This is a genomic window from Phytopseudomonas flavescens (assembly GCF_900100535.1).
Taxonomy (GTDB): domain Bacteria; phylum Pseudomonadota; class Gammaproteobacteria; order Pseudomonadales; family Pseudomonadaceae; genus Aquipseudomonas; species Aquipseudomonas flavescens.
This window is the reverse complement of sequence record NZ_FNDG01000001.1, coordinates 196,698-216,549: the sequence shown is the minus strand read 5'-3', so window position 1 is coordinate 216,549 and position 19,852 is coordinate 196,698. Positions and strand designations below refer to the sequence as shown.

Here is a 19,852-nt window from a genome sequence, read left to right as displayed (position 1 = left end):
AGCATGAATCGCCTGCAGAAGGAGCCCGTGCTCGTCTCTATCCCGGAAGTGCCGGCCATTCCGGCCGTGCCGGCGTATTGCGTCACGGAAACCTTGCTGGTGGGCATGAAGCCAGTCGCTGGCACCGGTTCGAGGTCGGGCAGTCGGCGTCAAGGCGTTCCTTACCTCGATGCCAATGGCAACGTGAGCTATATCGGGGCTGGCGCGGGAGGCTCAGTAGGCGGTGGTTCGGGGTCGCTGCCGGTCTACCAGAGCCAGATCACGTGCTTCCCGGCGGTGTCTGCTCGTGCTGCAGTTCCGGCGCGCACCGATGCGTATGCCAGCATCGGTTGGAATGCGGGCGCTCGCAGCTCCAGGCCTTTGCCTCAGGACGGCTACTTCCAGTGTCGCATTCCGCTGGCGCCGGCCGGCATCGTTATCGGGCTATCCGACGGCTCATATGAGCACGCCTATGGCCAGGTTTCGCATGGGATCGTGTTCAGAAAAACCGGCATGGTGCCGATCAGCCACGGCACCAACCTTGCGGAAACGGCAGATCTGGTGCCTGGAGCGCTGGTTCGCTTCGAGCGAAGCGATGGCGTGATCAAGGCTTTTGTCGACGGTGAGCTGTTCCACACCTTTGCTACGCCGCTGTTCGGTACCGTGTTCGCTGACGTAACGCTGTACGGCATGGCCGACTACGTCGACGAGCCAGAGATTGGCAAGATCCCTACAGGCATCGAGGGGAGGGCGCCGGCCTGGGCGGGCACCATTTCGGCAGAACCCTACTGCTATCTGGATGGACGCGCCCCGTTTCCGCTGATCGAGATCACCAGCAGAATGCTCACCGGCATTTCGCGCGTTGCACCCGCTGCTGTTGGCTTCGTGGGCGCCCGCAAGTTTTCTGGCGTGAGCTCCAGGGCGCCGGTCCCGCTGTTCAGTGCCAGGTCTGGATCGCCGGAGGCAGTCGAGACCGGCATTCTGGGCTACGGCGCTGCGCCGCAGATGGCCATCCGCAGCATGGTGGGCGTACAGGGAGGCATCGGTGGGCAAGCGCCGGCGCCTGCGGGCTATGTTTCTAACGTCCCAAGCTGCGGCATTGACAGCGACTGGGTCGCCGCGCCACGGATGACTGTGTGGATTCCTTACCTGCAGCCAGGGGTCGTTGACGGCGGCGACAAGATCTTCGCCGCCGACTTCGGCCGCCTCGATGACGTGGTGCTGTTCCTGGCCTACGACCATATCAACCTGAGCGACACCGTCGACCTGGTGCTGTTGGTCAGCATGGAGGCCTATGACTACATCGGTATTGGCGACCAGGCCACGCTGGGCGGCGTAATCCGCCTGCTGGCCATGGAGCGGGTGGCGATCAACAGTTCCGCCAGCACGGCAAAGCGCGAAGCCCTGCAGTATGCAGTGAACGTGGTCACAGGTGCGCTGAGCACCTATCAGAATTTCGGCTTCACACAGTTTGCGACCGCAGGCGGTGAGACCTACGCCATCCGCCCGGATGCCCTGTATTGCTTGCGCGGCGATACTGACGATGGCGAAACCCTTCGGGCAGCGATCGACTTTGGGGCGAGCGACTACGGCACTGCCCAGGCGAAGCGAATCGGAAGCGTGTATGCGGGCGTCACAACCGATGGCGAGGTCTATGTGCGCCTGACTGGTGCCGACGGGGTCGAGCGTCGGTACCGTGCAGTCGGGGCAGGCGATGAACTGCGGGCGCCCGTGGCCAAGGGCGTTACAGCTCGGCACTGGCGCCTGCGCCTGGAGATCACTGATGCCACCTATGCAGATCTGGACAACATCGAAGTCGGGGTCGGTGCGAGCCAACGGCGTCTGAGGTCGACAAAGCGATGAGGCCGCGGGTTACGGTGCGCTGCGCGTCGCCGCTTGGTGCGTGGGCGACCAAGCTGGCGCGCAATCTGGCGACGAAGCTTTCGACCATTGGGACCGCGGCAACCCAGTACCAGGTAGTCGATGGATTTTTGCTGCAGGCCAAGCGCTTCAAGCGGCTCTACAGCGCGCAAGTAATGGACCCGCCTGGCTTCATCTACCTGGCCGGTATGAACGATCTTGGCACACCTATCGGACGTAACAACCAGCAGGCTGTCGGCGTTGGGGCGCGGGTTGAGTTCGCGCCGCAGGAGTTGATCGAGGAGGGCGGGCAGCAGCATCAGGCAAAGATGGGCGATGGTCGTGTGCCGGCATATATGCTGCTGCCGTTCAGCGGGCCTCCGGCGGATGGATACGATTTCTCGCTGATCACCCTGGCGCCGACTCTCCAAGACCGCGGCATGCTGTCGGGCGCTTACCTGCAGTGTTCGACCCTGTCCCTGGCTTTTGCCTCGAATTTCAATCCTCTGGATGATCGTACCTATTTTACGGAAGCCACGCCGGCAGCCGTGGGCGGCGGGGCAATCGTGCCGATAGTCTCCGCTGTGGGGATGGCCTTCACCGATACCGGCCCGGTGATCGGTGACGTCCCGCGTGACTATTTGGCCCAGAACGGATTTTGGGTGACAGAGAGCATGCTGTCGGCCAGCTGGCGTCTGCACCCGCGCAGGCAGGTGCAGCATACCGAGTACAGCACGGCTGATGCCTATCGGAGCCGCACCGGCCCGGGCCTCACTCAGCCTGGCTTCACGCACGCTGTGGGGCAGACGGGCGCCTCCGACGGCTTAGACCTGTTCTGCGTTGCAGCCCGTGTGTTCCGGCAGCACCAGGGCACCTGGTACGCGAGTGAGCCGGGCACGTCCTATCGGCCGCGCTACTACGACCGTAATGGCGAGCAGGGTTTGATGGTCGCGATCGGCCAATACAACCGGGCCGATTACAATCCGGAGGACCCGCCGGCACGTGCCGCGGTGCAGTCGCTGCAGATTGTGGTACCTGCGGATCTCCCAATCGCTGAGCTGCGGCCGTTGCCGGAGCTGCTGCCGACCTGGGACGCGTACGACAAGCCGGACCTGCCGAACTTTGGGGAGTTTCTGGTACCGCATCCAGCCCGAGCGGGTGATGGCTTCGTGGTGTTCAGCGTTTACCGCACCCGGCGCGACGAGAACCCCCGTGATGACAGTTCGCCAGACGAGGATCTGATCGGCCCTGCCTATGCGCTGGTAACCACTGTTGTAGGTGGCGAGAGCAGTGTGCTTCTGGCCGACTGGGATTACGGGGATGGTGGTGCACCGATCCCCACCTCATCGCCCACCAGTTTCATCCAGCCCTGGATCGTTGGGGCCTGCCACTTGCGCCAAGAAGGCCCGCAGGGTGAGTCATTCACCGCCGTGTGCCTCGTCTGGGAGCATGAGTATCGCCGGCGAGCAGCGAGCACGCCGAGCCAGAACCGCGGCATTGGTGGGCGGTTTGTGCTGTACACGAGCGATGGCGCTGCGCCTGTGCGCCTGCCCCTGGCAGTGGCGGCGGCACCGTTATTTGCTCCGAGCATGGATCTTCAGCCAGGCGACCCGTATGTGCTGAGCAGCAACGGATCGTTTCCAGGGCGCGCGGCAGGCTCTGCCACCATCGAGCCATTCAGCGAACTGCAGGCCCTGGGTGATAGCACCGCTGTGACGGCTGCGATAGCCAGGCCGTATCCCGCCACCGGCACGGACCGAGTCAGCCAGGCCCTTCACCCCATCCACTGTATGCGTATTGACCTGGCTACTGGTGAGACCGAGCTGCTCGGAGTCATTGCCGATCGGGTGAGGGCTTACACCAAGTGCCTCATCAGTGTGGTGCAGGCACCCATGAACGGCCGCAGCGCGGTGCTGCTGGCTACGGTGGTGGATCACGTGACTAATAACGTCGGCGCGAACGGCCGGGTGTACATCTCTCGCGACGGCGGTGAGGCCTGGGACGAGTACATCACCGATGTGGGGGGGCAGGCAGGCGCCTTCTACATCGGCAACAAGCTGCGCTGGCACAGCATTGAGAGGCCTTTGAGCCTGGGGATCTCCACATGATCATCGACTTTGTCTACGAGCCGTCCGGCGATGACGAAATTTGCAAGTGGGCACGGTACAACACCGACCTGGATTTGGTTATTGACTCTGGAAACTATCGAAAGGCAATCCCTGCGGTAGGTTGGGGGCCCATCGTCTATCAGGGCAGTCGGTCAGTACTGCGCCGCGAGGGCTGGTCTCCTGAGGTTGGCGCCGTGGTGGTGGGGCGGTACAGCCGCTGCCCGGTATCAGCCAACTATGGCGAGGCGCCGACGCCGGCAGCCGTTCTAGGGACCGTCCGTACCGGCATCAATCCGACTGTCGACGAACTTGTGTGGGCGTCTGGCCTGCTTGTTGGGATATCGGGCGAGCAGAACGCGCTACGCATCGACACCTCAGGTGGTGAGCCGGCAGAGGCCGTTACAAGTTGCTCGTTTTGGGGATTTAACCCGATTTTCCAGACAACACTGCGGTTTGCGGACGGCCATGAACGCGCGCTGTTCTTCGACTCCGACGTGTATGAGGTAGTCCGCCTGTATGTCACGACGCCGCTGAGCGAAGGTGCCATGCCAGCGAAGCAGTTGAGCCTGGAGCCCTACCAAGAAGACGTCACCGGTGGTGCAGTGGCCTATGCCCTGGGCATGTACTACGCACTGGAGATTGCTCGCCAGTGTATGGAGTTCGGAGAACTCGTGAAGTGTGGAGACATCGTTGCATTCTCGGGCCTTTTTGAAGGCCACTTCGAAAGCTGGTTGGACTCACAAAGCGGCGTGCGTAAGTCCACTGTCGCGATCAAGGATGGCCGGGCCGTGATGGAAGCGCTGCTGCAGGAATTTGACGGGCCGACCATCACGTACTCAGTACAGCGCATTGAGGTTTCATCCAGCGCAGCTGGCCAGTACAGCGCTCTTTTCAGCGCGCCACGCGCTCTATTCAACTATCCAGTCACCCTCGACGGCGACAGCAACTGGTCTACGGAGCTTTTCCGGGAGGGCACCGTGCAGGTTACCCCCGCGACGGCGTTCTGGACTGGCTTGAAACTCGCCGTCGAAATCCCGTGAGGTAACCATGGCATCCGATATCGACAAGTCGATCGACTTCCTGCAGAGCCACGCCGAATCCGCGCTTAACACGGCCGTCAGCCTGGCAAACCGCATTGGCACCTACACGCCGGGCGCGAGCAACATCTCGTTCTCCTATACGCCGAACAAGCCGAATCTGCAGCCGCCACCATCGTTCGGCGAACTACTGCCCAGCAACACAGCGCCGGCGTCTATACGTTTTCTCGATGCCGAGGTGGATAAATGGCTGGGCAAGTTCTTCCCGGAGCTCTCTGCCAGCCTGCAATCCACGCCTGAGGAGTGGCTGGCCGGCATCATCACCGGTGCATCGCCGCTGGGGCTCAGTAAGGAGCACTTCGACTCGATATGGCATGAGGGCCGCGATCGAGCGTATCGGGCTGCTGGTACGGAACAGGCGACTATTCGCGCGGAGTTCTCTGAGCGGGGATTCGACCTGCCACCTGGCGCGCTGATCGCAACGTTGAATGCGAGCGAGATGCGCGCCAGTGACGCTATCGCCGATATCAACCGACAGCAGAACGTGCGTAATGCCGAGATCAAGCTGGATCTGCTCAAGTTTGCGGAAGAGCAGGCCATCGTACTTAAGCGCGGCATCATGGGCGAGATCGCCAGCTTCTATGGCCGGTGGATTGAGCTGATGAACCGGGATGTCGAGGTGGCCAGGACAAAGGCGCAGGCCTACGCCTCGCTCAGCTCTGCGCTGTCTTCGTATTACAACGTCGAGCTCGGGTTCGAGGAGTTGCGTCTGCGCGCGGCGCAGGGCCGCCTGGAGGTTGGTGTACAGCGCAGTCGCGCAGCTCAGCAGGAGGGCGAGGTACGGGCATCGCAGAACAGCTCCCTTGCGCAGGCTGCTCGAGCGATCGGCGATATCTCCGGCGCAGCAGCGAACGCGCAGTCGAGCCTGCAGGCCGACATCTTCAGCGGTACGGCATGAAGTCGTGCTGGCCCCCTGTAGGGTTTGATCACCACGGGGGGCGGGCGACAGCATGCGAGCATTCCACCAGAGGATTCAGCCATGTATGGCCTCAGACCACTTCCCCAGCGCCTGAATAGCGGCGGCCTTGTCAAAGGGCCAGGTACCGGCACATCCGATTCCATCGAAACTGAAGTGCCCGCAGGCAGTTACATCATGCCGGCCGATTCAACTGCTGCCATTGGCGAGCAGAAGCTCGGCGGCCTCGGCATCAGCCGTGAGATGCTCGAGCAGCATCGCAACCGGAAAGCGAACTCCCCGGGGCTTGGCCTCAACCTGCAGATGCTTCAGGACTATAAAGCCGGCAAGTTCCGCCAGCAGCCCGAAATGCCGGTAGCGCTGAGCAACGGTGAGTATGAGATGCCGCCAGAGCAGGTGCATGCGCTGGGCACGGCCGTGCTCGACCAGGTGAAGAATGCCACCCACACGCCAAGCAGCGGCGATGGCCAGGACGGGCCGCGGCAGTTCTTCGCCGATGGTGGGGCGGTGAGTGGTGGCAAGGGCTTTGGGCTGACCAAGCCGCCTAAACGCGAAGCGCCTCGCCTGGGTCTGCCGGGCTACAAGGCGCCGGCTAATGCTCAGCCCGCTGCCCAGGTTGGCGGTGGTTTCGGGTTGCGGCCTCTGCCAGAGAAGCCCAAACAGCCAGGCCTTGGCCTTGTAGGCCGTTCGCGTGAGATCGCGATCGAGCGCGGGTTGATTCCGCCAGACACAGAACGCCAGGCACTGGCCGACGGCGGGCTGGTGAAAAAAGAGGACAGCGCCGGGCTTGGCCGCATGGTCGGCGGCGCGTTGGGTGTGCCAGTTGCAGCGGCGCGCGAGTTCGCCAATGTGGCCGGTACCGCGGCCGCCAACTTGGGGCGTCGAGCGATCGGCGGTGAGCCGCTGCCACACCCTGGCTACCCGCGTACCACCGAGCTGGCCAAGCAAGTGGGCGAGGGCGCATCGGACTTCGCCGACGCCAACGTCAAACTGTTCAACGACACCCGGGAGGGGATCCGCAACACAGCTGGCGTGCCAGCGGCGGCGAGTACTCCGGCAGCGCCCGTCGCGCACACCACGCAAGCCCAGCAGCCGACTGCACCTGCAGCCCCAGGCCGGCAGCCGCTGACGCCTGGTCGCATCCAGGGCATGACGCGCCAGGTTCTTCCGCCGGCGTCGCCCGCCAGCGCGCCCGCCGTGGCTGCCACCCCGTCGCCGCTGGGTAACGGATATACCCAAGCCGGCAACGATATCGCCATGCGCAAAGGCGCAGGCGGTGACTGGGAGTTCAGCAATGACCCAGCAGACCTGAGCGGCGCGCGCACCATGCCCTCTGGTGGTATGGGCCGGGTCGGCGATCGGAAGGGCGGCACACTCTCGGTTGGTGAGCCTGGAGATGCTGCTCGAGCAATTCAGAGTTTTGATCGGGCGAACGAGATCCGCCGCGAGATGATTGCCGAAAGCCGGCGTGGCGAGATTGGTGAAGGTGGTGGCCGGATAACGGTGGTGCGCGATAGCTCAAGATCGCCAAGCATGGCAGATTTGCAGAATGCTCGCCTCGATGCGCGGCAGGCTGAAACGGAAGCCTCGCGACAGCAGACTCAGCAGGCCGGCGCGGATGGTGCCCTGCGTCGTGAATCGGAAGTGCAGCGGATGGGCACCGAGGGGCTGAACCAGCAGCGGATGCAGCAGCAGATCGCTGAGGGCGACCTGGGCATGCAGGATCGCCAGCGCCTCGACCAGCTCCGCTCGCAGATCAATGACCCAAGCTTGACCGAGCAGCAGCGCAACCAGGCGCTCGATGCCTACAACGCGCTATCGGTCACCCCTGACGCCCGGTTGAAAGCCCAGCAAGAAGCGAGCAGCCAGCAACAGCGGCTGATCGGCGACCTCTACAAGGCGTTCAGTGGAATGCAGGAGCGGCCAATGACTGGACCCGAGAACAGTCGGCGGGAGATGTCGTTCGAAGAATGGCTGCAGCCAGCGCTGCAGGCTATCCAGGGAGGCACCTCGTCTGTTCCTCAGGCCAATCCGCCGAGTGCGGCGGTACAGGCATTGAAGAGCAATCCGCAGCGTGCCGCTGAATTCGATCAGAAATATGGGCCGGGCTCAGCGGCTCGTTATCTGCAGAGCTGATTCTATTTCTCGTCGAATTGATCGAAGAAATTGGGTTCTGCCTTTGGATGCGGTTCGTTATAGATCCGATGGCACGCAGAACTGATCAGCTGCACGGCTCTGACAAATCGGGTGTCCCTGGACTTCTCCAGGGTGCACTCGCTGCCAGAGCGGTAGGAGGCGAACACTCCGCGGCTATCGCCCTGCGGCACCTTGGCCATGCCGCCCGGAAAGTCGGCCTCGCACATCACCACTGCCGCGGTGGTGGCTGCCTGGTTCTGTACGCCAGGCAGCTTGTCGAGCAGGCAGGTGGCGTAGTTGGCTGCTGACGTCAGTGCAGGAGATGAAAGTAAGAAGATAGCGATCAGTAAATTCTTCATCATATGCACTGAGAGATGAGAGGTCTAATTAGATTGTTGAAGTGAGTCGAGGTCTAGCTTAGTCGCTCAAGTTTTCCTATTAGGTCACGTACTTGCGCAATGTTGTATAAAGCCTTGCTCTTCTGCATTTGACCTTGAAGATTGTAGTCGCAAAGTGTGCGTTGTTTCTTCAGTTTCTCAAGTTGGTCAGAAATAGACCGTCCGGGCAAGCCGCGCGAAGCAATTCTCCGTGCCAACTCTGCATGGGAGCCAGCATCGCTAACTGGCATGCGAGGGATGTTCAGTTCGTCTGCACGATCACATGCTTTGTGATACAAGGCGTAGTAAGCCCTGCTCGTAGCGTTACGTAGCTCAAACTGCGTTAGCGTTTCACACGCTAGTTGAGTTTCCGCAAAATCAAGAAAGTCCCTGTAGGTTACGTCCATAAAGATCCCTAGCGTTTAGGCGTCACACCAATACTTATATGTTGTGCAAGAGAGTCTTCGAAGCGTACACAAATTGTATCCGATATTTCGTTATCTATTTCGATGAGTTTATCAATATCGAAGTCAAGTACGTACTCGAACAGAACTCCGAAATCACCGGTCTCTAAAGAAAATACTGATACAGGTGCGTACTTGTTAATTACCTCTGAGGCGACCTGAAGGCGATCAGCAAAATCGCGCTCATTCAAATCATTTTCAGTAATGTAATTGGCGGCCTGCATCGTCTGCTCAAATCTGATGTAGGCTTTGCCAGGAAGATCATCAATTTTTAGTTTGTCCAGATCGTATATTGCACGGCGTGCCGTAACAAACATACCCATCTGGGCACTAGAATTGAGCAGCGTCAATAAGCCGTGAGGATCACCGACTGGGTACTGGTTATCAATCATATCGACGAGCATTTGGGGACGCCCGAGCCTTGGCGCAAAACCAGCCCTAGCTCGGTACCAGGCCGCCGTTTTCCCGTACCAGCCCGAGTAAATATTGAGGGCACGTTGCACCCCTTCTTCGTCGAGCTTGAAGGCCCACATTGCAGCTTCGAGTAGCAGTGCATCCGGCTTGCACTCGAGAGCTGTCTGAAGCTTCTGAATATCACGAAACAGCCGTTTCCAAGCAAACTCGTTGATTTCCTGCCCACCCGACGTCAGGTCGCCCCACATCTCGTTGACACGTTCCGTGAGCTCATGGGTAACAGATGCCGGTGTGCCAGCCATGGCAGAGATCCGAAAGAGAAAGACTTAGCAAGCCTACCATATTGGCCAAATAATATTATCTGGATGGACGAACAGCATCTGACCCCCTGTAGGGTTCGACGCTGAATTCTACCGCTTCGAAACTCGCCTGACCGGGTGCTTGCGCTGGTCTTCCAGTGACATAGCGTCCGGTGTCGGTTCCTTTCGGGGAGCCGAAGCAGGCTAGGCTCGCTACCGAAAAGGGGATGGTTCGCACCGCCCACGCCCTCTGCCTGCTTACCCTTCTCGGGCGGGGAGGTGTGCGCAGTGAACAATGTTCTATCCATCCACTACGAAGGTCATCCAGTGCGGTTCAGCAGCGATGGCTGGATTGATGCCTCGTCGGCAGCAAAACGTTTCGGAAAGGAGCCAACTGGATGGCTACGGACCTTGGAAACCGTTGAATACGTTAGTGCTCTCGCAGAGGGCCTATTTGGTAAAGGTGTCTCTGAGACAGATTTAAATGATCTCCGTGCAATGAACTCCAGGGGCAAGGAAGCTAAAGCGCTGAACTTGAAGCTGGTGAAGTCGACAGGGCTGGTGATCACCAAGAGCGGGCGGGGCGGTGGCACCTGGTTGCACCCGAAACTGGCCGTAGCGTTCGCGCGCTGGCTTGATGTGCGTTTTGCGGTGTGGAGCGATTTGCACATTGACGCCCTGCTTCGCGGCGAGCTGACAGAGAAGCAGCGTTTCGATCAAGCATGCAAGCGTCTTGACGATGGAACGAAAGCGGCCAGCAAAAGCGGCCGTGACCTTGCGCTCTGGAAATTTCAGAAGCCGCCATTGGTGCGAGAGGTTGAGCATTGGAAAGAGCAACTGCAGCTGACGTTGGGCCTGGAACTGCCGTGATACCAGCAACCCCCTGTAGGGTTAGGCCCCACACCCATCGCCTCTGAAACTCCCGCTATTGCGGGAGTTTTCATTTGGAGGGTGTTGTGGCTAATTTCTTCGACGAGTTCGATTCGGGTGGACAGGCCCGCAATTTCTTTGACAGCTTCGACGACCCCAAGCCTCTACAGGCTGAGCCGAAGCAAAACACTTCCCTCATGGGTGACCTCGGTACTGACCTGAAGCGCGGTGTGCAGCAGATCCCTGGCGTGGCCACCGGTCTGGCGGATGTCGTAGCCGGCGCCGTGACCGGCCAGCGCTTCGTCGACGAGGCTGCTGACAGCCTGGGTGAGGCCACGGGCTTCCAGCCGAGCAAGTGGTCGGAAGAGGCGCGCGACGAGTACAGCCCGGCGCGCCAGGCCGGTACCGCCGAGATTGATCAGGCCTGGGAGGACGGCAGCGCCACCGATGTGGCAGGCGCCTATGCGCGTAACCCTGGGAATATTGCTGGCTTGGTCACCGAGTCCCTGCCGCAGATGCTGCTGGGCGGCGCTGTTGGCCGGGTAGGCCTCACTGCAGCCCGCGGCGCCGGCATGGTGGCAGCGCCGGCAACGGCGGCCCAGGCTGCGCGCCAAGCTGTGACGGCTGGTGCTGCAGGTGAGGGGGCGGTGATCGCCGGCGGCACGATGGATCAGATCGACCGGGAGGTCGACCCTCGGCGAGCCGCGGCAGCAGCTGCAGGTGCTGGTGTGATCGGCGGTGCGCTCAGTGGCTTTGGCGGCCGGCTGGCGCAAAAGGCTGGATTGATCGACGTGGAGACGGCGCTGGCCGGCGGCGTGAGTGCGGTGCCCGGCCAAGCGCCTGGGCTTGCAAGACGGGTTGCCGGTGGCGCACTGACCGAGGGCGTGCTCGAGGAGATGCCGCAATCGATCCAGGAGCAGATGCTGCAGAACTGGGCCGAACAGAAACCACTGATGCAGGGTGTCGCCCGGGCGGGTGTGGAAGGTGCGCTCGCTGGCTCGGCGATCGGCGGGGCGGTGAACGTTGCCCGGCGCCGGTCTGAAGAGATGGGCCTCGACCCCACAGCTGGGCCCTTGTCGTCGGCCGCGGCCACGGCAGTGGACAGCACGAGCACGCCGGTGCGCGACGCCACACGCGCCGGGTTGCTGGACGGTGCACCCGAGCCGCAGTCCGGCAGCGGGTACCAGCCGCTCAACCAGCAGCAGGCGCTGGCGCAGGAGATGTTCCCGACCGACGTAGATGCAGATGGCTCGCTGCGTTACTTCCGCTACGACCGTAACCTGCAAACGATGGTGGAGTTGCCGGAGAAGGACGCACTGGCGGCCGCCAAACAGCAATTGGACACCTGGGCGACGGAGGGCTTCGATCCGCAGGATGGCCGAGCGCTCGACGAGCTGGTGTCCCAGGTGGACGAAGACACCGGACCTGGCGGCGGCACCGGCATGGCTGCTGATGACCTCTCCCCCTATGAGCGCAACCAGCTTCGTGCGCTCGGCGTAACCGACGATCAGCTAGGACGCATGACCACGGCAGAGGCCCGCAGCATGCCGTTGCCTGAGGTTACCCAGGATTCCGGGCCGCTCCACGTCGAGGATGTGACTGAGCGCCCACCGCTTCCGACCGTTGAAATGGATACGGGCCCGCAGCAAGCCGAGCAGGTGCAGGGTGTGCCGGTGGCTGGCGATCCCGACTACGACATTCGCGTCCAGAAGAACGGCCGACCGTTCCGCGGTGAGCGTGATATTCGTTTGCAGAAGCTATTCAACGATTTGACCAAGGCTGGCGAGCGGCCGGTGGTGATGCAGCATGACGGCGGATGGGCAGTGGCCGTACCGCGTGCCCCTGTTGAACCGGCCGCTCCGCTGGGGCTGCCGGCGCCAAGCACCATGGTAGTGGATAGCCAGGGGCGTGCTGAGCGTGGGCCAGTGGCTCCGTCGGTGAGCCCCGCGAATCAGGTGCGGCCGCTTGGCGGCTCTGGCATGGAGCGGCAGGCGCCGGTGCGACAGATAGACTTACGCGCGCAAGAGGCGGCCACTTCGCCAAACAACAGCCTGCCTGAGCCCAGCGAAGCACAGATCGAGGCTGGCAACTACCGCAAGGGGCATATCCGCCTGGGTGGGATGGATATCACCATCGAGAACCCACGCGGTTCTGTGCGGCGCGGCAAGCGGCAAGACGGCAGTGAGTGGGCGCACGAAATGAGCGACCACTACGGGTATATCCGCCGGACTGAGGGCGCTGACGGCGAGCATGTCGACGTCTACGTCGGCCCCCGAGATGATGCGAGCCAGGTGTTCGTGGTCGACCAGCTGAACCAGGGCGATGAATTATTCGATGAACACAAGGTGATGATGAGCTATCCCAACCGGGATAGTGCGATCGCCGCGTACCAGTCGAATTTCGATGCGGGTTGGAAGGTCGGCCCGGTGACGGGGCTCTCGCCTGAGGCTTTCCGTGACTGGCTGCGTGATGGGGATCTGACCCGTCCCCTGCAGCCTGCTGAGGCTGCTAAACCTGTAGAGCGAAAGCCAGCGAAGCAGGCGCCTCGGAAAGAGAAGCCTGCCGATACCGTGCAGGCACCCGCAGAGGACGTTGGTGTTACACCTAAGTCGAACGCAGTCAATGCGCGTTTCCAGGTGGTGATGATCAACGAGCGAGACGGTGCCAAGGAGTATCTGTCGTTCGGTAGCCCGATGACGCAGGATCAGGCGATCAACTTCAAAAACCGTTTCACTAACCTGCCTTCGCGGCGCATCGAGCTGGAGCAGGTGCGCAATCCCGATCCAGTGGAAGTTGTAAACGCTGCGCCTGCTCAGGCTGCGGATCCAGGTTCGGCTTTGCCCGAGATTCTGTCGATGCCGCGCAAGCGCTATATCGACCGACGAGCCAAGGCGGATGGACTCAAGAAGGGATCGCCTGGTTACGATCAGGCCATCCAGCGGCTGCAGAACCAATACGAGGCTGATGTAGATCGCGCCTCTGCTGGGATCACGTTCGAGCAGTTCAATGCCCTGAACAGTGACAGCCCGGAAAGCCTGAACCGCCAGGCCTGGGAGGCACTGCGTCAGGAGTTCGGGCAGGCGTACTCGCGCAACAGCTACCGGATGGCGCCGGAGAAGCCCAAGGGGGCCCGCGCCGGGCAGCTCCGTATGGCAATCGCGCAGGTCGCCCGCGATTGGAGGAACGCACCGGCCGTGACGGTAGTGCAGTCCATCAAGGATCTGCCGACCCGCCAGCGGCAGCGCGTTGAGCGTGACGGTGCCTTCGACGTCGAGGGCATCTTCGCCGACGGCAAGGTCTACTTGGTGGCCGACAACCTCACCGGTGCACGGCATGCTGCGTTCGTGCTGCAGCACGAAGTACTTGGGCACGCAGGTCTACAGGGCGCCTATGGTCAGCGCCTGACGCCGCTGCTGATGAGCATCTACAGCAGCAATGCGCAGGTAAAGGCGCAGGCTGATTCGATGGTGCAGCGCCTTGGCTACACAAAAGCCGTGGCCACCGAAGAGGTGCTGGCCGACATGGCGGGTGCTGGCACCGTTGTCAGCCAGCCATTCTGGCAACGCCTGGTCACTGCCATGCGCAATACCTTCAGGTCTCTCGGACTGGGGGTGAACTGGACGGAGGGCGACATACAGGGGCTGTTGGCCAATGCCCGGGCCTATATCGAGAATGGCCGGCAACAGCGGGGCGCCCGGGCGGCGTTCTCCCGCAACGGCCGCTCAGGCCGCGGGCCGGAGTTGGCCGATGCACAAGGCCGCTTGCTGGCACCTAATGGGAAGCCATCACAGTTGAACCAGCGACAGTGGCACCAGGTGCGCAGCGACAACTTCAAACGCTGGTTCGGAGACTGGAAAGCTGCGTCGGCGATGGAGCGCCTGGCGGGCATGGTGCCTGTGCGTGTTCGTGTCCCAGACGACTGGCGAGGCCTGAGCATCGGCCAACTGCGCATTAAGGCCAAGCAAGCGATGCAGGATATCGCTCGCAGCAAAGAGCCGCTGGTGAACGACACGCTCGGCGAGGTGGCGGTCAGCAATAACACCGGTGTGCGTAAATTCATCAGTGGCGGTGCGGACCCGGCCAAGCTGCACTTGGCTGCAGATCTGCGGGAGACATTCCGCAAGGCGATTTACACCTCGTCCGAGGTGCCATCCGATAGCTCAGCAGAGCCGAACGTTCAGGCTTATGAGAAGCTGATCGCCCGTGCTGAGATAGATGGCAAGGACTTGGCGGTGGTGTTCACGGTGCAGCGCACCCGTGATGGGCGGCAGTTCTACAACGCCACCACCCTGGAATTCGGGCAAAAAGAAACCCCAGTAGTGTCTCCGAGGGATACCCCCATTGCTGGGGAACGCGCCACATCGGCCTATACCGGGGTTCCGTCCTCGGTGGATTCCACCGGGGTGCAGGCATTCTCACGCCGCGAGCTTGAACGCGTCAACCCGGATACCGTGTCCAAGGTGACAGACGGTAACGGCGAGCCGCTGGTTGTGTATCACGGTACTACCGGGGACTTCGACGCGTTCGCCCGGGAGACGATCGGTAGCAACATCGTACTGCCGCTCGATGCGCCCCGCGGCTTCTATTTCGCGAAGGATCAGGCCACCGCTGGCCGTTACGCCGCCGGCGAGGGTGCCAACGTAATGCCGGTATTCGTGGCCATCAAGAACCCCGCACCGAGCTTCGCGGACTTTAACGCCGACACGAGCTACGACGGCTTCATCAATACCAAGATCGTGGTGGCCCGCAATCCGCAGCAGGTGAAGAGTGCCACGGCCAACATCGGCACCTTTGACCCGGCCGAATCGGACATCCGTTACTCACGTGCGAGTCAGCGGGATACCGAGGCGCTGCGTAAACTCGGCCTTGCCAAGGTCGACGCGCAGAGCCTGCTGGACCAGGTGCGCAACATGACCCTCGGCGGCCTGCAGACCAAGATGCGCGAGTGGTCGGTACGGTCGGAGGAGGGTGTGTTCGATGGACTGGCCGGCATCCGCCGTGCCGAGGAGGCTGTGGGTGTGGCGGACGTGAACCAGCAGGGCTACGTCTCGGCCCGTATGGCCAGCGGCATTGCCGACGTAATGCACGGGGTTCTGCACTATGCGGCGCCGGAATGGCGCGACGGGATCGTGTCAGGTAAAGCGGACACCCGCGGCGTGCTGGATATCCTGGGCGACCTCGGCCCGGACAACCTGACGCCGTGGCTGGCCTGGCTGGGTGGTAAGCGTGCGCAGTTGCTGAAAGCGCAGGGGCGAGAAAACAACCTGACCGATGCCGAGATCGCCGAGCTGGTGGCCATGGGGCAGGGCAAGGAAGCATTGTTCGAAAAGACCTACCGTGAGTATGCCCAGGTGAACGAGGCTGTTCTGGATCTGGCGCAGGAAGCAGGGCTGATCGATCAGGACGCCCGCGTGAAGTGGCTCACCGACTATTACGTGCCGTTTTACCGCCAAGATGAAAGCGAGGGCATTTTTACCGCACCGCGCAGCAAGCGGGGGCTGTCGCATCAGACAGCTGCAATCAAGGCGCTGAAGGGCGGCGACCTGCCGACCAATGACCTGCTGGCCAACATGCTGTCGGGCTGGACGAAGCGAATCGATGCGTCGATGAAGAACAAAGCGCTGCTTGAGGTGGTGGGCAACTTGCAGGGTAGCGAGTTCCTGACTGACGAAAGCCCGCGCTGGCAGCAGGTGTTGATCTCCCGAGACCAGATTGCACAGCAGATCCGGAAGGATCGCAAAGCCTTGGCCCTGGCTGCCGACCTGCTCGACCTGCCGGCCGGAACCAATCCGATCAAGGTGGTGAACCAGCTGATGAAGCCCGAGAACGAAGGCTTCGAGAAGCTGTGGACGCGCGTGGCGCCGACCGACCCGGACATCATCCGGGTGCAGCGCGACGGCAAGAGCGAGTACTACCGGGTCAACGACGAGAGCCTGCTGCGCGGGCTGAAGTTCATGGAAGGCAGCATCTTCAACGACCCCATCACCAAGATCGGCCGAGCTTTCAAACGGATTCTCACCACGGGCGTGACGGCATCGCCTGACTTCATCCTGCGCAACTTCATCCGGGACGCGGCGCATGCCTGGGTGATCAACAAGGATGGCTTCACGCTTGGCAAAGACTCGATCAAGGGGATGCGCGACGCGTTGCGTGAGGATCAGGACTACCGCGATCTGATGTTCGCCGGCGGCAGCTTCCAGGGCGGCTATGTGCATGGTACTGACCCCGAGGCCTCGGCGCAGATCATCCGCCGGGCTCTTGAGAAGAAGGGCTTCACCCGCCGGCAGCAGGATGCCTACCTGGGCAGCCTGGTGAACACGCCTGCGAAAGCCGCTGCAATGCTCGGCCAGGGCTGGCAGAAATACCGGGAGCTGGGCGACAAGGTGGAGAACGCCAACCGGCTCAGCACCTACAAGGCCGCGATCGCCGCGGGTAAGTCCCGCCGCCAGGCCTCCTACGAAGCCAAGGATCTGATGGACTACAGCCTGCGCGGCAACTTCGCCGCAGCGCAGTGGTTCACCGACGTGGTGCCGTTCCTGAATGCCCGCCTGCAAGGCCTGTACAAGCTGGGACGTGCAGTGAAGGGTGACAAGACCCTGCTGGCCAAAGAAGTGGCGATGAAAGGTGGTTACATCGCTCTGTTCTCGCTGATGCTGGCGGGGCTGAACGACGATGACGAGCGCTATAAAGCCCTGATGGACTGGGACAAGGACATGCACTGGCACATATTCCTCGGCGACCAGCATTTCCGTATCCCCAAGCCGTTCGAGTTGGGGCTGGTGTTTGGTACCGTGCCCGAACGGATCCTGCACGCAATGACGGGTACCCAGGATGGCGGCGACTTGGCCAAGGCGGTATCGCACGGGGTGTTCGATACCCTGGCGTTCAACCCGGTACCGCAGTTCTATCAGCCGATCCGGGAGCTGCAGGCGAACCGCAACTTCTTCCGAGACTCGCCGATCGAGGACATGAGCGACGAAGGAAAGCTGCCAGAGGCGCGTTACGACGAGCGCACCAGTACCATCGGGCGCCTGGTTGGCCAGGTAACCGGGCCGATCGCTGGTGTATCGCCGAAGCAAGTTGACCACCTGGTCGCCGGCTACACCGGCACGCTTGGGCAATATGTGCTGGACATGTCGAGCCTGCTGGCCAGCGCTTTCAGCGATGCCGACCGGCCAGCTAGCCGTAGCGGTGACATCCCGATCCTGAAAGTCATTTACCAGGGCGATGCGCCGCGATCGACCAAGTACCAGTCCGAGTTCTACGACATGATGCGCGAAGCCGATCAGCTAAACCGCACCATCAAGTCATACCGGGAGGAGGGTCGCCTTGATGCGGCTGAGCAGCTTATGGGACAGAACCGCGAGAAGCTGCGGCACCGGCCGGCGCTGGGACTGGCGCGCAAGCAACTCGGTAATATCCGCAGCCAGATGGATGCCGTATACCGAGACACTGCGATGGCGCCAGAGCAGAAGCGGCAGCGGCTGGATGCGCTGCAGGTGAGAGCGAACGGAGTGGCTGAGCGGATCGTCAACCTGGCGGGAGGTGACTTCTAAAAGGCGCCGAGCAGCGCGGCGATGCCGACGACCCCGCCGCACAGCAATGCGAAGCCCCAGAACGTGGATTCTGCTGCTGCGCGCGTAGCGCGATCTGTACCCTTGTAGAGCGCGTAGCCGATGGCGATCAAAATACCCCCGGCTATTGGGTTCGCCAGCAGGGCGACCATGCCGAGCACGAGAAGGATGCCGCCGATCCAGACTTGGAGCATGGGGATGTCTCCCGGAAATGTCTGGTCAGTTTCGGGCATGGCGGCTCTCCGGGGAAGGGCCTCTTCAGGCTCTCTTCGGCAGGCTGACTACGTTTCCGCGCTCGAGCGCGTCGAGGTGATCGGCATACCACTGCATCATGATGCGGCGCTGCTCCAAGTACTTGGCCTTGTTGTACACGCCGGCCACGCCTGCTTTGGCATGGGAGAGCTGCGCCTCGATATGGTTTTCGTCGAAGCCGTGTTCATTCAGTGTTGTGCTCGCGATATGGCGGAAGCCGTGGCCAGTCTGCTCGCCCTGGTAACCCATGCGGCGCAGCGCCATGTTAAAGACCATGTTGCTTAGCGGCTTGGTGCGATCGTTGCGCCCAGGAAACAGCCTGTCGTAGGCGCCCGAATAGATCTGCAATTCCTTCAGCAGGTTGATCGATTGGGTGGCCAGAGGGACGATATGCTCTCGGCGTTTTTTCATGCGTTCGGCTGGTATTTCCCAGATTCCTTTATCCAGGTCGAACTCCGCCCACCTGGCTTCGCGCACCTCGCTCGGCCGCAGGCCGTTGATGATCAGCAGGCGCAGGCCAATGCGAACCACTCGGTTGGAATAGCTGCTCACTGCCTGTAGGAGCTTCGGTAGCTCGGCCTGGTCAACGTGGGCGTAGTTCTCCGATTTTTTCTTCTGCAGGAATTTGTCGAGGCCGTCGACGGGGTTATTCACGGCGCGGCCGGTGACCCTGGCCAGGTCGTAGATCTCTTTGCAGTAACGGCGCACGTTGGCCATCTGTTCGAGGATCCCCTGTTTTTCCATGCCGCGGAAAAGCTCCATCCACTCCATCGGAGTGAGATCGACGTATGAGCGCTTGCCTATCTTGGGGAAGACATGCAGTTCCAGCGCACCCATGACCCGCTTGGCGTAGCCATCGCCCCAGCCTTTGACTCGGGCGGCATACCATTCGCGTGCCAGCGGTTCGAAGGTGCTTTCGGCCTTCGCCTTCTCCTGGGCGACCTCAGCTTTGCGCTGTGTGGACGGGTCGATACCTTGTGCGATGAGCGCGCGCGCGGCGTGTGCTTTGTCCCGCGCCTGCGCACCCGATACGCTCGGGTAGGGGCCGAGGCCAAGCCATGACCTGGCCTTTGTCCCAGGCTTGGCATATCGAAGCTCCCACAATTTCTGGCCCGTAGGCTTCACTCGAAAGTACAGGCCCTGGCCATCGTGCTCGCGGTAGACGGTAGCCTCTGGCTCGAGGCTGGAAAGGGTGGTATCGGCCATCGGCCGACGCTTGATATCAGCGCGCTTCATCGATAATTGGTATGCCGTGTTCGATCGGGGATGCAGCATACCAATCGGCATACCAATTGGGGAGAGATAGGGCGAGACAAAAGGAGATGTGCTGAAACGACAAAACCGGCCACAGGGGCCGGCTTTGTTGAGGTTTCGAGACATGGCGAGCCATGGTGAAACAGGGAAGTGGTCGGAGAGACAGGATTCTAACGTCTTTCCTAACCAACTGATTTTACTGGTTCTTTTCGATGGTTAAAAAAGCCGGCATACCAACTGGCATACCATTTG

Annotated in this window: 12 protein-coding genes; 7 read left to right on the top strand and 5 right to left on the bottom strand. The window is 61.6% G+C overall.

All coding sequences use genetic code 11. From position 1 onward, the window contains the following. The first annotated feature begins 3 nt into the window (after positions 1–3). The 4 genes from BLR94_RS00955 to BLR94_RS00940 are packed head-to-tail and all read left to right on the top strand — an operon-like array spanning position 4 to position 5,942. Positions 4–1,842: a hypothetical protein gene (locus BLR94_RS00955; RefSeq protein WP_084305404.1), complete on the top strand. Its 1,839-nt coding sequence runs from the start codon at positions 4–6 to the stop codon at positions 1,840–1,842. Continuing rightward, a complete protein-coding gene (locus BLR94_RS00950; protein ID WP_139207395.1) occupies positions 1,839–3,947 on the top strand; it encodes a hypothetical protein in 2,109 nt (702 codons plus the stop codon). The genes BLR94_RS00955 and BLR94_RS00950 overlap by 4 nt, the downstream gene beginning before the upstream one ends. Continuing rightward, complete coding sequence (locus tag BLR94_RS00945; RefSeq protein ID WP_084305400.1) at positions 3,944–4,987, top strand: hypothetical protein; 1,044 nt, start codon at positions 3,944–3,946, stop codon at positions 4,985–4,987. Before BLR94_RS00950 ends, BLR94_RS00945 begins: the two co-directional genes overlap by 4 nt. A gap of 7 nt (positions 4,988–4,994) precedes the next feature. After that, positions 4,995–5,942 (top strand): hypothetical protein, encoded by a 948-nt coding sequence (locus BLR94_RS00940; protein ID WP_084305398.1) that lies wholly within the window; start codon positions 4,995–4,997, stop codon positions 5,940–5,942. 207 nt (positions 5,943–6,149) lie between these two features. Here BLR94_RS00940 and BLR94_RS27030 read toward each other — a convergent pair whose 3' ends face one another. Continuing rightward, positions 6,150–6,872 carry a hypothetical protein gene (locus BLR94_RS27030; protein ID WP_139207394.1) on the bottom strand — a complete coding sequence of 241 codons (723 nt, stop codon included), beginning with the start codon at positions 6,870–6,872 and terminating at the stop codon, positions 6,150–6,152. 237 nt (positions 6,873–7,109) lie between these two features. Here BLR94_RS27030 and BLR94_RS27025 point away from each other — a divergent pair, with 237 nt between their 5' ends. Then, a complete protein-coding gene (locus BLR94_RS27025) occupies positions 7,110–8,096 on the top strand; it encodes a hypothetical protein (protein WP_139207393.1) in 987 nt (328 codons plus the stop codon). Between the two features lie 2 nt (positions 8,097–8,098). On the opposite strand, the gene BLR94_RS00930 is transcribed toward BLR94_RS27025, so the two are convergent. After that, positions 8,099–8,455: a hypothetical protein gene (locus tag BLR94_RS00930; RefSeq protein ID WP_208601320.1), complete on the bottom strand. Its 357-nt coding sequence runs from the start codon at positions 8,453–8,455 to the stop codon at positions 8,099–8,101. Positions 8,456–8,888: 433 nt separating this feature from the next. Continuing rightward, entirely contained in the window at positions 8,889–9,653 is a 765-nt protein-coding gene (locus BLR94_RS00925; RefSeq protein WP_084305392.1) for a hypothetical protein, read from the bottom strand. 285 nt (positions 9,654–9,938) lie between these two features. On the opposite strand from BLR94_RS00925, the gene BLR94_RS00920 reads away from it, so the two are divergent. Next, the gene (locus BLR94_RS00920) at positions 9,939–10,520 is read left to right on the top strand and encodes a KilA-N domain-containing protein (protein WP_084305390.1); all 582 of its coding nucleotides are present in this window, start codon (positions 9,939–9,941) and stop codon (positions 10,518–10,520) included. An 86-nt stretch (positions 10,521–10,606) separates the two neighbouring features. Then, positions 10,607–18,076, top strand: coding sequence for an LPD38 domain-containing protein (locus tag BLR94_RS00915; protein WP_084305388.1), 7,470 nt, complete (start codon positions 10,607–10,609; stop codon positions 18,074–18,076). Here BLR94_RS00915 and BLR94_RS00910 read toward each other — a convergent pair. Together BLR94_RS00910 and BLR94_RS00905 are read right to left on the bottom strand one after the other, a co-directional pair. Beyond that, positions 18,073–18,327: a hypothetical protein gene (locus BLR94_RS00910; protein ID WP_084305386.1), complete on the bottom strand. Its 255-nt coding sequence runs from the start codon at positions 18,325–18,327 to the stop codon at positions 18,073–18,075. The two genes, BLR94_RS00915 and BLR94_RS00910, sit on opposite strands and share 4 nt — an antisense overlap. Before the next feature lie 25 nt (positions 18,328–18,352). Next, positions 18,353–19,582 carry a tyrosine-type recombinase/integrase gene (locus tag BLR94_RS00905; RefSeq protein ID WP_084305385.1) on the bottom strand — a complete coding sequence of 410 codons (1,230 nt, stop codon included), beginning with the start codon at positions 19,580–19,582 and terminating at the stop codon, positions 18,353–18,355. Positions 19,583–19,852 lie beyond the last annotated feature (270 nt).

What these genes read in the sequence shown, in the direction of transcription:
- BLR94_RS00940 (WP_084305398.1), top strand. Translation starts at nt 4,995, where the DNA reads ATGGCATCCGATATCGACAAGTCGATCGACTTCCTGCAGAGCCACGCC.
- BLR94_RS00930 (WP_208601320.1), bottom strand. Translation starts at nt 8,455, where the DNA reads ATGAAGAATTTACTGATCGCTATCTTCTTACTTTCATCTCCTGCACTG.
- BLR94_RS00955 (WP_084305404.1), top strand. Translation starts at nt 4, where the DNA reads ATGAATCGCCTGCAGAAGGAGCCCGTGCTCGTCTCTATCCCGGAAGTG.
- BLR94_RS00925 (WP_084305392.1), bottom strand. Translation starts at nt 9,653, where the DNA reads ATGGCTGGCACACCGGCATCTGTTACCCATGAGCTCACGGAACGTGTC.
- BLR94_RS27025 (WP_139207393.1), top strand. Translation starts at nt 7,110, where the DNA reads ATGACGCGCCAGGTTCTTCCGCCGGCGTCGCCCGCCAGCGCGCCCGCC.
- BLR94_RS00945 (WP_084305400.1), top strand. Translation starts at nt 3,944, where the DNA reads ATGATCATCGACTTTGTCTACGAGCCGTCCGGCGATGACGAAATTTGC.
- BLR94_RS00950 (WP_139207395.1), top strand. Translation starts at nt 1,839, where the DNA reads ATGAGGCCGCGGGTTACGGTGCGCTGCGCGTCGCCGCTTGGTGCGTGG.
- BLR94_RS00905 (WP_084305385.1), bottom strand. Translation starts at nt 19,582, where the DNA reads ATGAAGCGCGCTGATATCAAGCGTCGGCCGATGGCCGATACCACCCTT.
- BLR94_RS00910 (WP_084305386.1), bottom strand. Translation starts at nt 18,327, where the DNA reads ATGCCCGAAACTGACCAGACATTTCCGGGAGACATCCCCATGCTCCAA.